The organism is Marinococcus halophilus (assembly GCF_002265875.1).
Classification (GTDB): Bacteria; Bacillota; Bacilli; order Bacillales; family Marinococcaceae; genus Marinococcus; species Marinococcus halophilus.
The window spans coordinates 67,821-82,931 of sequence record NZ_NPFA01000004.1 but is presented as its reverse complement, the minus strand read 5'-3'; the positions used below and the strand labels follow the sequence as shown (position 1 = coordinate 82,931).

The following is a 15,111-nucleotide window of genomic DNA, read 5'->3' as shown; positions in this document are numbered from 1 at the left end:
CACCGTCCTATACATTGGTGTCTATCATATTAGTTTAACAGCTTGTGTTTCATTTGATTATTCAGTTCGTCCATTTCAGAAATAAATTGTTTGCTTGATGCGACAATACGCTCATTGGACTGCTCGGTCATCTGGATGGCTTCATACACATCCTGGTAAGCCTGCTGAAACGTTTCAAGGGCAATAGCCGGTTCCTCAAGTGTTTTCAGCGTGTCAGCCGTATTTTCTTTCAGCATGCGTGCATTGTTGGTAAGCATATTTTCGGTGGATTCGTTGACACTCTGCACCGCATTGATCACTTTCCGCTGATTGCCGAGAGCAAGCTGGATGGAAGCGGTGACGGTAACAATGTTTTTGGTCATGGTAATAGCATTAAAAATCGCTTCCTCGAGCTTTCCATTGTTGTCAACGATCAGGTCAATCGAGGCAATCGATTGCTGCAGAACCATCACTGCCTGCGCCATGTTTTTTACCCGCGAGATCACTTTCTGCTGGCCTTTTTGAATAGCTGCCGGATTATCCCGCCATTCTTCTTGAAGCATTTCTTCTTCGAGCATGGCGTTCAGCTGTTTGCCGGTTTCAATTTGTGTTTCGAGCTCTTCAATACGCTTGATGGCAGTTTCTCTTAATTCTTCAAGCATGACATTGTCTTCCTGCAGCTTATCCCTGCCGGCGAGAAGGCCATGAATAATATTGTCCACCTGGGATTCCACAGTTTCATACTTTTTTGCATACTGCTCTACTGGGTCCCGGCGCAAAATTTTATTCAGCGTTTTCTGGAAACGGCCTTCCTTCAGGTATTCCGGTTCAAGCTCGCCTACCACCGTTTTTAATTCATGAAGTTTATCAGGAAGTTCATTGTCTTTTTGATCCATCATTTCACGGACAGGCCGCTTTAGTGCTTCAAGAGAATCACCAGCCTTGCGCTGTTCCGTTTCCCCAAGGCCGCCGAGTGTGCTGACAAGCTGGTCTGAATCCTTTTCATTCTTGAAACGCTCGATAAACTTTTCAGCTTCTTCCCTGCTTTTCCCTTCGTTTGTGGAGGGGGTTAAATCTTCTTGATTCGTATTGGATGCATCAGTCATGCAGATTCCTCCTCAATAGTTAATTCCACGGGGCCTTTATTTATATATCGTATGTTATTAACAATAGTTTATGAACAGGAAGTATAATACTTATAGTTTAGCATTAGAGCGGGCAATAGTAAAAAAATGTTCGTTCATATAGTTGGGCCCGGGCATGTAAAACAAATCATTTTCCTTTGCAATTTTGAAAATTTTTTGTAACATATTATAGAAGCAGTATATAAATTAGGGAGCAGAAGCAGGAAAGCGTGTCCAAGGAGAATTGCCATGTTCAGCAAATACTATTCACTGGAAGAAGCAAATACATTAATTCCATGGTTCCACGAAGAAATAATTTACCTGAAATACCTGCAGGACACTCTTCATCGTACATACAGAAAGAGACGGGCTGCAGCGGAAGCCGGGGAAGAAGAGGTATTTTTGCTCGAGGCAGCCATTGATTTTTTAGAATGGCAGACACGGGATCTTATTAGACAGCTCGAGACGAAATACGTGTTTGTCCGCAGCGTTCAGAACGGGCAAATTGATCTCCCGGCAAAAGCGAACGGGCGTACAGTTATGCTCAGCTGGAAATTCGGGGAGTCCGCTATTTCCAGGTACAGGGAATTATTTGCGGTGTATACGAAAAGAAAAAGAATCGAAGCGACAGACGATGATGCAGATCCGGAGTGGAGAAAGTATCCGCTGGAATAAGAAAGGAACGAATGGTATGTGTTTAATTGCTTTGGCGCACCAGGCACACCCGTGGTTTCCGCTTGTCGTGGTTTCTAACCGGGATGAATTTTTAGAAAGGCCGACCAAACGTCTTCATAAGTGGCAGGGGGAAGGCATTATTGCAGGCAAAGATTTAAAGCAGGGCGGAACATGGATGGGGGGCAGCCTTTCCGGACGGTTCGCAGCAGTAACAAATATCCGCAGACCTGGAATGGAAGCCGGGGAAAAATCACGGGGCCATCTGCCACTGCGGTTCTTGCGGAATGAAACGAAACAGGCTCTTGAAGCGGTACAGAAGGACCGGAATGAATACAGAGGGTTCAACATGATCGCCGGCTCCGGGAAAGAAGTTTTTTATTTACATAACCACAAAGACGGCCCGCATGTGGAGCGTCTTACTCCCGGAGTGCACGCTCTCAGTAACGCCTCCCTGAACACTCCGTGGCCAAAGGTGGAAAAAGCGAAAAAACAAATAGAAACGCTGCTTGCTTCTTCAGAAAACACGCTCCACCCTGAAAGCTTTTTCACGGCGATGCGGAATGCAGAGCCTGCTGCCGACCAGGACCTGCCGGACACGGGAATAGACAAACAGCTTGAAAAGCAGCTGTCCTCAATGTTTATTGATCTGCCTGAATACAAAACGAGATGCCAGACACTGTTCACGGTGCGAAAAGACGGAAAAATTACGATGATCGAGCGGATGACAGACGCCCGTACTGGCACAGGCCGTTATGAATGGCATGTATAAACGTGAATATTTATTCCTTGATGCGTATGAATATAAAAATACGTTCAAAGGATGAAAACGTGTATATCCGTTTATAAGCGTTTACATGACTTGTCGAACTCAAATCTTAATTTGTCGAATGTTTAGAAAAATGATATAATATGCAAACCAATTTAAATTTGGACACCATGGAGAGAGGTGGAGAGGGGTATATGTTATTGCCTAGAAAACATTATAAAGAAGGCTTGTATGACTCCCAGTTTGAGAAGGATAACTGTGGGATCGGTTTTCTTGCGGATATTAAAGGAAAAAAATCACATGATATTGTTGAAAAAGGATTGCAAATTTTAAGAAACCTGGATCATCGTGGAGGCCAGGGAGATGAAGTGAATACAGGAGACGGGGCAGGAATGCTTCTGCAGATTCCACACCGTTTCTTTAAAAATAAAGAAAACGAGCTCGGTTTTTCGCTGCCGAAAGAAGGCGATTACGGAGTGGGGATGCTGTTTCTGCCTATAGACCAGACCAGGCGTGCCCAGTGCGAACAGGCTATTGAAAAAATGGTAGAGGAAGAAGGCCTCCCCCTGCTTGGGTGGCGCGAAGTGCCTTCTGACGACTCCATGCTTGGAAATGCTGCACTCTCAGCAATGCCTGCCATCCGGCAGCTTTTTATTAAACGCCCGGAAAATGTAAAAACGAGAGAAGATTTTGAGCGAAAATTGTATATTGTCAGAAAACGGTCTGAGCATGAGCACGGAGTTAAGCTTCATGACCAGGACAGCTTTTATTTTGCAAGCCTGTCGTCCCGCACAATTGTTTATAAAGGGATGCTTACGACCGAGCAGCTCAATCAGTTTTACAAAGATTTGAATGACCGCCAGTTTGAAACGGCACTGGCGCTTGTGCATTCCCGCTTTTCCACGAACACATTTCCAAGCTGGGAGCGCGCGCACCCGAACCGTTATCTCATCCATAACGGAGAGATCAACACGATCAAAGGGAACGTTAACTGGATGCATGCGAGAGAGCCAAAGTTTGAATCAGAGCTCTTTGGCAGCGATATGGAGAAGGTGCATCCGGTGGTGGACGCCGAAGGCAGCGACTCTTCGATGTTTGACAACGCGTTTGAATTTTTGACGTTGTCGGGACATAAAATGCCTCATGCAGCGATGATGATGATTCCGGAACCGTGGCAAAATAACCCGTTAATGAATGAAAAGAGACGTGCATTTTACCAGTATCACAGTTGTTTAATGGAGCCGTGGGACGGGCCGACAGCCATAGCATACACTGACGGCAGCCAGATCGGCGCCTGCCTTGACCGCAACGGACTTCGTCCTGCCCGGTATTATGTCACTAAAGACGATCAGATTGTCATGTCTTCGGAAGTGGGCGTACTTGATATCGCTCCGGAAGACGTTCTGTACAAAGAGCGCCTGCATCCGGGTCATATGCTGCTTGTGGATCTTGAAGAAGGGCGTATTGTTCCTGACGGAGAGATCAAAGACAAAATTGCTGGTGAGCATCCATACCAGGAGTGGACTGATGAATACCTGACGGATTTAGAGGATGTGCTTGAAAGTCAGGACGTCTACAATACTAACTTTGAAAAATTAGAGCAGCGCCAGCTTGCTTTTGGCTATACGTATGAAGAATTGGAAAAAGTAGTTAAGCCGCTCGCAACCGGAGCGGGCGACCCGGTAAGTTCAATGGGGTACGACTCTCCGCTTGCAGTGCTTTCGAAAAAGCCGCAGCTTTTGTATAACTATTTCAAACAGCTGTTTGCCCAGGTGACAAATCCGCCAATAGATGCCATCCGTGAAGAAATAGTCACTGCTGTTGGCACGACTATCGGTAAACAGGGCAACCTGCTCGACCCGAAACCTTCGCATGCCCAGCAGCTGTATTTAAAAAAGCCAATAGTCAACAACGAGGATTTAGCCAAGCTGCGATCCAATAAACAGGAAGGGTTTGCTGCTTCTACGCTTTCTATCGTTTTTGAAGCTGCAAAAGGAGCTAATGAAATGGAAGACGCCCTCGAACGGTTATTTGAGCAGGCGGACCAATTCATCGATGACGGCTCGACCATTCTTATTTTAAGCGATCGCGATGTAGGCGAGACCTTTGCCCCAATACCAGCTCTGCTTGCCGTCAGCGGCCTGCATCACCACCTGATCCGCACGGGCCGCCGGACAGACGTCAGCCTGGTGCTTGAAAGTGCTGAACCACGGGAGGTGCATCATCTGGCAGTGCTGCTCGGATACGGGGCAGAAGTGATCAACCCTTATCTCGTCTTTGATTCGGTCGATGACATGATCAAAGAAGGATTAATGGAAGGCTCCTACGTGGAAGCAGTAAGCACGTATATTAAAGGGGCTACGAAAGGGATCATGAAGGTTCTTTCGAAAATAGGCATATCTACGGTACAGAGTTACCGGGGCGCCCAGGTTTTTGAAGCTGTCGGCATTAATGACGAAGTGATCAATCGCTATTTCACATGGACATCCTCGAGAATCGGTGGTGTAAGCACAGAAATTATTGCTGAAGACGTCCTCGAGCGCCACTTCCGGGCTTACAATGACCGGGAAGGCCTGGACACAACGCTTGACCCGGGAGATGATCTGCAGTGGAGGCGAAATGGCGAACCTCACCAGTATAATCCGCATACCATCCATATGCTTCAGCACGCCGCAAAAACAAATGATTTTACCTTGTTTAAAAAATATTCAGATGCTATTGATAAACAGGAACAGGAGCAGACAACTCTTCGCGGGATGCTCGAATTTAACAAAGGCGTACGTGAACCTGTCAGTATCGATGAAGTGGAACCGGTGGAAAACATTTTTAAACGCTTTAAAACCGGAGCAATGTCGTTTGGCTCTATCTCCGAGGAAGCCCACGAAGCACTCGCAATTGCGATGAACCGTATTGGCGGGAAATCAAATACGGGTGAAGGCGGGGAAAATCCAGAGCGGTTTACGCCGGATGAAAACGGCGACCTGCGCCGGAGTGCAATCAAACAGGTAGCTTCAGGACGTTTTGGTGTTACAAGCCACTATCTGGTGAACGCCGATGAGATACAAATCAAAATTGCTCAGGGGGCAAAGCCAGGCGAAGGCGGACAGCTTCCCGGCAAAAAAGTGTACCCATGGATTGCGGAAGTGCGTGGTACGACAGCAGGTGTCGGCTTGATTTCTCCACCGCCGCACCATGACATTTATTCGATTGAGGATTTAGCGGAGCTGATCCATGATTTGAAAAATGCCAACCCGAATGCCCGTGTCAGCGTAAAGCTTGTTTCAGGGACCGGGGTCGGCACCATTGCTGCCGGAGTCGCAAAAGGACGCGCAGACCACGTAGTCATCAGCGGTTACGATGGCGGCACAGGGGCAGCAGCCCGGACAAGCATTAAGCATGCCGGCCTTCCCTGGGAAATTGGCCTGGCGGAAACACACCAGACGCTTGTAATGAATAATCTGCGGAATCGGATCTCAGTGGAAACGGATGGCAAGCTGATGACAGGCCGGGACGTAGCGGTGGCCGCACTTCTCGGCGCAGAAGAATATGCATTTTCTACGGCACCGCTCGTAGTGCTCGGCTGTGTCATTATGCGTGTTTGCCACCTCGATACGTGTCCGGTAGGTGTGGCGACACAAAATCCTGAACTGCGGAAAAAATTCATGGGCAAGCCCGACAATGTCGTAAACTTTATGACTTTTGTGGCTGAAGAGTTGCGTGAAATTATGGCAGAGCTCGGTTTCCGCAGTGTCGACGATATGGTCGGACATACCGAGGTGCTGAAGCAGGTAGAATCAGTCAATAATAAAAAAGCACAGACCGTGAATCTGTCTAACCTGCTTCACCGGCCGAAAGCGAAAAATCAATCGAAGCACGTGGCTCACATTAAACAGGACCATGAGTTGAATATATCTCTTGATGAAACGACGCTAAAGCACGCGGCCAAGGACGCTCTTGAATCCCGGACACCGGTATTTGGAGAATTCGATATTCAAAACACGAACCGGGTGGCCGGAACGATGCTCGGAAGCGAAATTACCCAGAAATACGGAGTCGAAGGCCTGCCGGAGGACACCATCAGATTTACCTTCTACGGTTCCGCGGGACAGAGCTTCGGGGCGTTTATCCCTAAGGGCATGACGCTAAGCCTGATTGGTGATGCCAATGACTATATCGGCAAAGGACTCTCAGGCGGGAAATTGATCGTTACGCCGCCGGATACGTCTACGTTTGAGCCGGAGGATAACATTATCATCGGAAACACCACGTTTTACGGAGCTACTTCTGGAGAGGCTTATGTCCGTGGGGTAGCCGGAGAACGGTTTTGTGTCAGAAATAGCGGAGCGAAAGTCGTAGTCGAAGGCGTCGGGGATCACGGCTGTGAGTATATGACCGGAGGCGTGGTCGTCAATCTCGGCGTTACTGGAAAGAACTTCGCAGCAGGGATGTCTGGTGGCGTAGCGTACGTGTACGACCCCGACCGTACACTGGAAAGCAAATACAACAGCGAAATGGTAGGCCTGGAGCCGCTCGAATCCGCACAGGACGAGCAGGAAGTCCGTCAGATGATTGAAATGCACGGAAAACAGACAGGCAGTGAAGTGGCAGAACGCATTCTCGCTGCCTGGGAAACCGAACAAGAGCATTTTGTGAAAGTCATTCCATACGACTACCAGGCGATGCTGCAGTCGATTCAGGAAAGAGTAGACAACGGTTTAAGCGAAGCGGACGCTGTACTTGAAGCCTTCCAGGAGGCAACAACTGAGGGAGATAAAGATAAAGAGAAAGTCACTGGAAATTAATAGGGGGGGCTTTTAGAGCCTTCCTGACTTTTCAAATAAAGGCGTTGTGCGAACAGCGTGCAACGATTTTAAAAGTGGGAGTGAAGGAAATGGGGAAGCCAACAGGTTTTCTAGAATATAAAAGAGAAGCTCCAAGCAAGCTGGATCCGCTCGAACGGGTGAAAAATTGGCAGGAGTTTCAAATCATGATGCCGGAAGACAAACTCCAGGAACAGGGCGCCCGCTGTATGGACTGTGCAATTCCTTTCTGCCAGGCCGGCACTTCCATGGTGGGTTCCGATGAAATTGGCTGTCCGGTGTACAATTTAATTCCAGAATGGAATGACCTTGTCTACCGCGGGAAATGGCAGGAAGCATTAACACGCCTGCATAAAACGAACAACTTCCCGGAATTCACCGGAAGAGTGTGCCCGGCTCCGTGCGAAGGCTCCTGCACGGTAGCTATCAACGATGACCCTGTAACCATTAAATCAATTGAGTATCATATCGTTGAAAAAGGGTTTAAGGAAGGCTGGATTACAGCTGAGCCTCCAAAAACGAGAACAGGCAAAAAAGTGGCAGTGATTGGTTCCGGACCGGCTGGACTTGCAGCAGCACAACAGCTGAACCGTGCGGGTCATACGGTTACAGTTTTCGAAAAGGACGATCGCATTGGTGGACTGCTTGCCTACGGTATCCCGGAAGTAAAACTGGAAAATGAAACAATTACCAGGCGAACAGACATTATGGAAGAAGAAGGCATCGAATTTCGGACAAGCGTCGATGTCGGAAAAGATATTACATCCGAGCAGCTTGACGAAGAATACGATTCGGTTATTCTCTGTACCGGAGCCCAGAAGCACCGTGATGTGCCAGCAGAAGGACGCGGATTAAAAGGAATCCACTACGCGATGGACTTTCTTCGCGGAAACACAAAATCCCTGCTGGATTCGAATCTCGCAGACGGACGCTATATCAGCGCAAAAGACAAGCATGTAATCGTCATCGGCGGCGGGGACACCGGTGTGGACTGTATTACGACTTCCCTCCGTCACAACTGCGCCTCCCTGGCACAATTTGATATCAATAAAGAAAAAGACAACGACCGTCCAGAAGATAACCCGTGGCCGCTGTATCCACTTGTTTATAAGCAGGAGGACGGTCACAAAGAAGCGGCCGCTCTTCAAGGTGATGACCCGCGTGCATACAAAGTTATGACTAAGAAATTTGTTGGAAACGAAAAAGGCCAGGTAAAAGAAATCCATACGGTGGAAGTGGAAACTGTCTTTGAGGATGGCCAAAAGGTCCGCCATGAAGTGCCTGGGACCGAGCGTGTCTGGAAAGCAGACCTTGTATTGCTAGCTGTTGGCTTTACCGGCCCGGAACAGGAGCTTCTTGAGCAGATGGAAATCGAGCGTACTGAAAGAAGCACAGTGAATGCCGAGTACGGAAGTTATGTGACTAACAATGAAAAAGTATTCGCAGCAGGCGACAACCGTCGTGGCCAAAGCCTTGTAGTCTGGGCTATCCACGAAGGACGCGAAGCAGCCCGCGAGTGCGATCGATTTTTGATGGGAACGACCAATCTGCAGTAGTAGAAAAAAGCCCGGTAACTCCGGGCTTTTTTAAGAAAAAATATTTAAATTTCACGTACTGTAATGAATTTTTATAAATAATCTGATACAATAGATTAAAACTTTGTTGGAGTAGGGTTTATAGTGAAAAAAGTTACGAAAGGGATTTTAACAGCACTAATTGTTTATGCAGTCATCATCGTACTAATTTTGGCAACGGCGTTATTGTTTGTAATGGTTTCGTTTTCCGGGGAAATGGCCCAGGTGCTTTTCGGATGGAGCGAATATAATGAATGGACAAACACGCATCTTGTGCCGTGGGCAGAGATGTTGTGGGAATGGTTTGTTGCGATAACGCCGGGAGGCTGACAGGAAAGGTGGAAAAAAGATGGAACAGTATCGATTTCCTTACAAATCAGGAATTTATGTTGGAATCCCTGTGAAAGAAAATCCAGAACAGTGGCTGATGGAAGTACAGATGGTACTAGAGCATCCTAAGCAGGGAGATCTGCACCAGCCAAAAAAGACGAATGTGCCAATTTTTCATGAACGCCGGGCGCTTGCGGAAAAGGAAAAAATCTGGGTACAGAAAAAAGCCGTGAAGCCAATTGACACAGCGCCTGACATGACTTATAAAGAATCTCTCCGGCAGGCATTTAATGCTTACGAGCAGGAACTTGAAAGTAAAGAAGATGAATTTTCCCAAAAATCGTTAAAAACGCTTCGTGACGTAAAAACGGATTACGAGCGGCAAAAATTATTATAACTCTGCCCGTGGGCAGAGTTATTTTCGTGTTTTGTTCTTTTATGCGTGAGACGTACGCTCATCGGTAACAAACAGGGCTCCGGCCGTATGAAGCCGGATGGAAAGCTCGATTAAAAACAAATCGTCGGAATTATTTAAATCACAGCTTGTAAGCGACTCAATTTTTTTTAGGCGGTATAAAAGGGACTGGCGGTGCAGGTTTAACTCCCGCGAGGTCTGGCTGACGTTCCCTTTGCATTCGTTATAGGTGCGGACCGTTTTCATTAAATCAATGCCCCGTTCAACGGAATAATGATGAAGGGGGGCAACTGTAGCTTCAGCAATCTGGCGGATTTCTTCATTTTTGGCAAGAGACATCAGAGCCCGGTCGAAACGCGTGTCTTCGTACGTATGAATGTAGCCGAAGCCCCGCTGTCTGCGGCCGGCATCAAGCGCAGAGGAAGCTTCCGAAAAGCTGGCCACAAATTCCCACGGGGCGGCTGTTTTGCTGACACCCCAGGAGATGACAAGGTGAGGGATTTTCTGCTCGAGACGGTACTGCACCGTTTCAGCGAAATAATAAACGGTATCATACATCATGGTCGGATGCATTTCCAAATAGACAATGAGTTCGGATTTTTGAAAAGTGCTCATCACCCGGGCTTTTAAATAACGACTTGCATGGGAGACTTCTTCTTCAAACGTATAGCCGATCTGTTCGAGCCAGTGGTCATACGACAGCGGTGGGGATTCTGCGTGGAAAACCCGTTCAACATTTTCGGGCTTTGCCACAAAGCAGATGTAAGGAAGCTCTAAGTTATAGCCTAATGATTTTCCACGGGATAACGCCTGGTCCCGGGATTCGTAATTGTCTTTGGCCAGGCTCCAGACAAAATCATCCTTCAAGCGCATCTCGGTTTCAAGCGCTGTCTGGTCATGCAGAAAGCAGAGAGCAGAAGTAGTGACCGAGTGCTCAAGAAGAAGCAGGGTGTATTCTTCAAACACGTCATGCTTTTCTTTATTGCTGGGCCATTGAAGAATCATATAGCCCTGGATATCCTGGGTCGTCTGCACAGTTAAACGCAGCAGAGTGCCGGCATCAGTGTCCATCCATTCCATATTTGCCGGCAGGGTCTTTTCCGGATCCGGCTGCTGAAAAGGAGGAAAAAGCGGGTTGCCCCCCTGGCTTAAATACTTGTTCCACCACTCAGCTGCCCCGGCTGACTGGTCCGTCTGGGCTTTCAGGCGGCCGCGTTTATCCACTACGAGCATTGGGATCTGCAGCTGTTCGTATACGTAAGAAGCAATCGCTTCCATACCTTTGCCCTCGAGAATAATTTCGAGAAGGTCTGTGCGGATTTTATTTGACACATCAATGGAACGCAGAGAGCTTTTATGAAGAGCTCCAGAAATCGCTTCTGTAATGTCCGAAAAGCGAACTTCCCACGGAACTTCCACAAGCGGAAACGCTTTTGTTTCACAAAAATCAATTACGACATCAGGAATAGACGAAATATAGTGACCGACCGACAAAATTAAGCCGCTCGCTCCCGCTTCCATCAGTTCTTCAATAAATTCCAGCAGCTCCCGGTCATTTTGACAGCCGATCCCCGAGCTTAAAATTAATTCCCGCGGCCGGACAAAATCTTCTACAGGTGTTTCTATGACCGATGCCCAGTAGACTGTAATTGAGCTTGAATCGGCATTCGACGTCAATGGAAGGGCCGTGTTCATAATCGGAAGCTGTAATATTTGTTGCATGGAAATCATCGCGAGACACCCCTTTACAGTACCAAAAACGTAAATTTTTCTTCTAGTTTTATTCTACCATATTTGCATGGAAGATAATGTGTCATGCACATTGTGCAAAAAAAAGTGCGAAACTTCATACAATTGTGTGAATGGAATTTAACCAAATAATCTATACACTAAAAATAGAGAAAAAATAGTAACAGGGAAGGTTGTGTTCAATCATGGCAAACACACACATTAATCGTTCAACGAAAGCAGTATGGGCAGGAGAAAAAGAATACCGCGCTTTTGGAGCTACCCAGGTTCCGGTAGTCCACAGTGTTGCCTATACTTACGATGATTTAGACCATTGGTATGATGTGGCAACAGGAAAAAAAGAAGGGCATATCTATGGCCGGAACACCAATCCAACCCTGCAGTCGTTCGAAGATAAAATCCGTATTTTGGAAGACGCTGAAGCGGCTACAAGTTTTTCAACCGGCATGGCGGCAATCAGCAACTCCCTGGCTACGTTCCTTCGCCCTGGCGACCGGGTAGTATCGATGAAAGATACGTACGGAGGCACCAATAAAATCTTTACTGAGTTTCTTCCGCATATGGACATCGAGGTTGCACTCTGTGAAACAGGCAACCACGAAGAAATTGAAGCAGAAGTGCGGAAAGGCTGCGACGTTTTGTATTTAGAAACGCCAACAAACCCTACAGTGAAAATTACTGACATTGAGCGAATGACCAAGGTAGCAAAAGAAGTAGGCGCACTTGTGTTTGTTGACAATACGTTCGCAACCCCTATCAACCAGAACCCGCTCGAATTTGGTGTGGATCTTGTTATTCACAGTGCGACGAAGTTTCTAGGAGGACACGCAGACGCCCTCGGTGGAGCAGTATGCGGACGGAAAGACCTGGTAGAAAAAATCTTTCATTACCGCGAAATTAACGGAGCTACAATGGATCCAATGGCTGCCTACCTGATGATTCGGGGCATGAAAACATTACATCTCCGGGTGCGCCAGCAGTGTGAATCCGCGATGAAAATCGCTGAACATCTGCAAAATCATGAGCAGGTCGACCAGGTTTTCTACCCAGGGCTTAAAACTCATCCGGGTCATGATATTGCGGCGAAACAGATGAACCAGTTTGGCGGCATGTTCAGCTTCTCGCTAAAAGGTGGAATGGATGCTGTACGCCAGTTTCTGCCAAAGCTTGAGTACGCCAACCGGGCGGCAAACCTCGGGTCGGTGGAAACAACGGTTGGTCCGGCAAGAACGACGAGCCACGTAGAAAATACGCCGGAAGAGCGGGCAGCGCTCGGTATCCCCGAAAGCCTTGTGCGCTACTCGGTCGGCATTGAAGATGCAGATGACCTCATTAACGATCTGGAACAGGCGCTGGCTTCGCTGCCAAAAGCTGAAAGCGTGCAAAACTAAAGGACGGTTTGAGCGATGACGATAATGACAAAAACGATTAAGGAAGAAGCAGAAGCGATCAAAGAGCAGCTGGTGGAATGGAGACGCAGCCTGCATCGCCATCCGGAACTGAGCTTTGAGGAGTATGAGACAGCAGCATTTATTAAACAGACGCTTGCAAGACTCCCCAATTTAACAGTATATAGCGGAAGAGAAGAGACAGGTCTCGACACGGCCGTGATCGCAGAGCTCGGGGCCGGTGACGGCCCTCTCGTCATTCTGCGTGCTGATATTGATGCCCTTCCGATTCAGGAAGAAAACGACTGTGATTACACTTCTACGTGTGCAGGGAAAATGCATGCGTGCGGGCATGATGCTCATACGGCCATGCTGCTCGGTGCCTGCTTTATGCTACACAAGCAGCAGGAGCATTTAAAAGGAACAATCCGGTTTATTTTTCAGCCGGCTGAAGAAGATACGGATGAATACGGAAGCACCGGCAGTCCTTATTTAATCAGCCGTGGATGGCTCGAAGGAGCCGAAGCAGCCTTTGCGCTGCACATGGACCCTGAGTTCACGCCGGGTCATGTAAGGCTGCAGGAAGGTCCGAGCATGGCAGGCATTGATACGTTTGAAGGGATCATCCGCGCAAGCGGCGGCCACGGGGCGTATCCGCATCTTGCGACTGACCCAGTATGGATCAGCACGTTTGTGATGCAGGCGATGCAGGGAATCGTGTCACGGCGGACATCTCCGCTTGAACCAGCGGTTGTAAGTATCGGTGAATTAAAGGCCGGAGCGTCGACCAACGTCATACCGGACGAAGTCCGTATCCGGGGCACAATGCGCAGCTATTCAGATGCTACCCGTAAGCGGCTTCGCGAGGAGCTTCAGCAGGCCTTTCGCATAGCGGAATCAATGAACGCCTCCCAGGAGGTAACGATTGCTGAAGGCGAGCCGGCACTCGTTAACAGTCCCGAAGCGGTAAAGGTTTACCGGGCGGTGCTTGAAGAACTGTACCCGGAAACAATGATCCACGAAGAATCCTACGGCATGGGCGGAGAAGATTTCAGTTACATGGCCCGCCAGGTGCCGTCCTGCATGATGTTTCTCGGCGCAGGTTATCCTGATCGTGCAGACAGTGGGCTGCACATGCCCCAGTTTGATATTGAAGAAACCATTTTACCAATTGGCGCTTCCTTGCTTGCAGGAGCAGCTGTACACTATATGACAAAGCACAAGACAGATTAGACTGGGAGGAAAAAATATGCCGCATAAATTAGATTTTATCGGGTTTGGCGGAGTGGGCCGCGGCCTTGCAGAAATACTGCTCGAACGGGGGAGCTGGCTGAAAGAAACCTTTGGTTCCGACTTTTTAGTAGTTTCCGTGTCCGATTTGTATAAAGGCTCCCTTCACCACCCGGAGGGCCTTGACATGCAGAAGGTTCTTGATTGTCTGAAAAGAGATGGAACAGTCGAAAACTACCCTGATACCGAAGGGCTCGTGCGCGGCTGGGACAGTATCGAAACAATCACCCAGTCAAACGCAGATACCGTGATTGAAATCACGTTTACCAATGTGGACACAGGCCAGCCTGCGATTGATCACTGCAAAACAGCCTTTAAGGCTGGAAAAAATGCTGTGCTTACGAATAAAGGGCCAGTGGCGCTTGCCTATAAAGAACTTCAGGCACTTGCCCAGGATAATGGCGTACGGTTTTTATTCGAAGGGACGGTCATGAGCGGCACCCCGGCGCTTCGAATGCCGCTGACAAGCCTTTCCGGGAACCGGATTACCTCAATTAAAGGTATAATGAACGGAACAACAAACTACATGCTCACCCAGATGGAGCAGGGGATGGAGTACGGCGAAGCTTTAAAAGAAGCTCAGTCCCGTGGATATGCAGAAGCGGATCCTACCAGCGATGTCGAAGGCTATGACGTACTGTATAAAGTAGTTATTCTCGCCAATGTTGTGATGGGAGCGGATTTGAAAAAAGACGATGTGGAACGCCAAGGAATTACGGCTCTTTCTGCAGAAGATATGCAGAAGGCAAGAAATGAAAACAAGCACTGGAAGCTGATCGGGCGTGTTGAAAACAATGGAGGCACAATCAAAGGATCGGTAAAACCAGAGCTGCTCTCCGAAGACGACGCCCTCGCCAATGTAGGAGGTGCAGTAAACGCTGTCACTTATGAATGCGACCTGAGCGGTCCAATTACGCTGATGGGGGCTGGAGCCGGCGTGCCGGAGACAGGATTTGCATTGTTGATCGACCTGATTAACATGGATCGAAATACTATATAAA

Annotated in this window: 11 protein-coding genes; 9 read left to right on the top strand and 2 right to left on the bottom strand. The window is 48.2% G+C overall.

The window, feature by feature from the left end; translation table 11 throughout:
- Positions 1 to 29: 29 nt before the first annotated feature.
- Positions 30 to 1,085, bottom strand: a complete 1,056-nt coding sequence (locus CHL76_RS05570) for a toxic anion resistance protein (protein WP_094908073.1) — start codon at positions 1,083 to 1,085, stop codon at positions 30 to 32.
- Positions 1,086 to 1,352: 267 nt separating this feature from the next.
- Here CHL76_RS05570 and CHL76_RS05565 point away from each other — a divergent pair, with 267 nt between their 5' ends.
- The 6 genes from CHL76_RS05565 (at position 1,353) to kapB (ending at position 9,665) form a co-directional block, all read left to right on the top strand.
- Positions 1,353 to 1,778, top strand: a complete 426-nt coding sequence (locus tag CHL76_RS05565) for a DUF2203 family protein (RefSeq protein WP_094908072.1) — start codon at positions 1,353 to 1,355, stop codon at positions 1,776 to 1,778.
- Positions 1,738 to 2,547 carry an NRDE family protein gene (locus tag CHL76_RS05560; protein WP_094908071.1) on the top strand — a complete coding sequence of 270 codons (810 nt, stop codon included), beginning with the start codon at positions 1,738 to 1,740 and terminating at the stop codon, positions 2,545 to 2,547. Before CHL76_RS05565 ends, CHL76_RS05560 begins: the two co-directional genes overlap by 41 nt.
- A gap of 191 nt (positions 2,548 to 2,738) precedes the next feature.
- Positions 2,739 to 7,346 carry a glutamate synthase large subunit gene (gene gltB, locus CHL76_RS05555; RefSeq protein WP_094908070.1) on the top strand — a complete coding sequence of 1,536 codons (4,608 nt, stop codon included), beginning with the start codon at positions 2,739 to 2,741 and terminating at the stop codon, positions 7,344 to 7,346.
- 89 nt (positions 7,347 to 7,435) lie between these two features.
- A complete protein-coding gene (locus CHL76_RS05550) occupies positions 7,436 to 8,920 on the top strand; it encodes a glutamate synthase subunit beta (RefSeq protein WP_094908069.1) in 1,485 nt (494 codons plus the stop codon).
- A gap of 123 nt (positions 8,921 to 9,043) precedes the next feature.
- On the top strand, positions 9,044 to 9,268 hold the full coding sequence (locus CHL76_RS05545; RefSeq protein WP_094908068.1) for a hypothetical protein: 225 nt from the start codon (positions 9,044 to 9,046) through the stop codon (positions 9,266 to 9,268).
- A 19-nt stretch (positions 9,269 to 9,287) separates the two neighbouring features.
- Complete coding sequence (gene kapB, locus CHL76_RS05540; RefSeq protein WP_094908067.1) at positions 9,288 to 9,665, top strand: sporulation phosphorelay system protein KapB; 378 nt, start codon at positions 9,288 to 9,290, stop codon at positions 9,663 to 9,665.
- Between the two features lie 39 nt (positions 9,666 to 9,704).
- Here the strand turns inward: kapB and CHL76_RS05535 are convergent, their stop codons facing one another.
- Positions 9,705 to 11,414 carry a PucR family transcriptional regulator gene (locus tag CHL76_RS05535; protein ID WP_079476532.1) on the bottom strand — a complete coding sequence of 570 codons (1,710 nt, stop codon included), beginning with the start codon at positions 11,412 to 11,414 and terminating at the stop codon, positions 9,705 to 9,707.
- 203 nt (positions 11,415 to 11,617) lie between these two features.
- Between CHL76_RS05535 and CHL76_RS05530 the strand changes: the two genes are divergently transcribed.
- The 3 genes from CHL76_RS05530 to CHL76_RS05520 are packed head-to-tail and all read left to right on the top strand — an operon-like array spanning position 11,618 to position 15,110.
- Positions 11,618 to 12,823: a cystathionine gamma-synthase family protein gene (locus tag CHL76_RS05530; RefSeq protein ID WP_079476531.1), complete on the top strand. Its 1,206-nt coding sequence runs from the start codon at positions 11,618 to 11,620 to the stop codon at positions 12,821 to 12,823.
- A gap of 24 nt (positions 12,824 to 12,847) precedes the next feature.
- Positions 12,848 to 14,053, top strand: a complete 1,206-nt coding sequence (locus tag CHL76_RS05525; protein ID WP_158219081.1) for a M20 metallopeptidase family protein — start codon at positions 12,848 to 12,850, stop codon at positions 14,051 to 14,053.
- Positions 14,054 to 14,069: 16 nt separating this feature from the next.
- Positions 14,070 to 15,110: a homoserine dehydrogenase gene (locus CHL76_RS05520; RefSeq protein ID WP_079476529.1), complete on the top strand. Its 1,041-nt coding sequence runs from the start codon at positions 14,070 to 14,072 to the stop codon at positions 15,108 to 15,110.
- The last annotated feature ends 1 nt before the right edge of the window (position 15,111 follow it).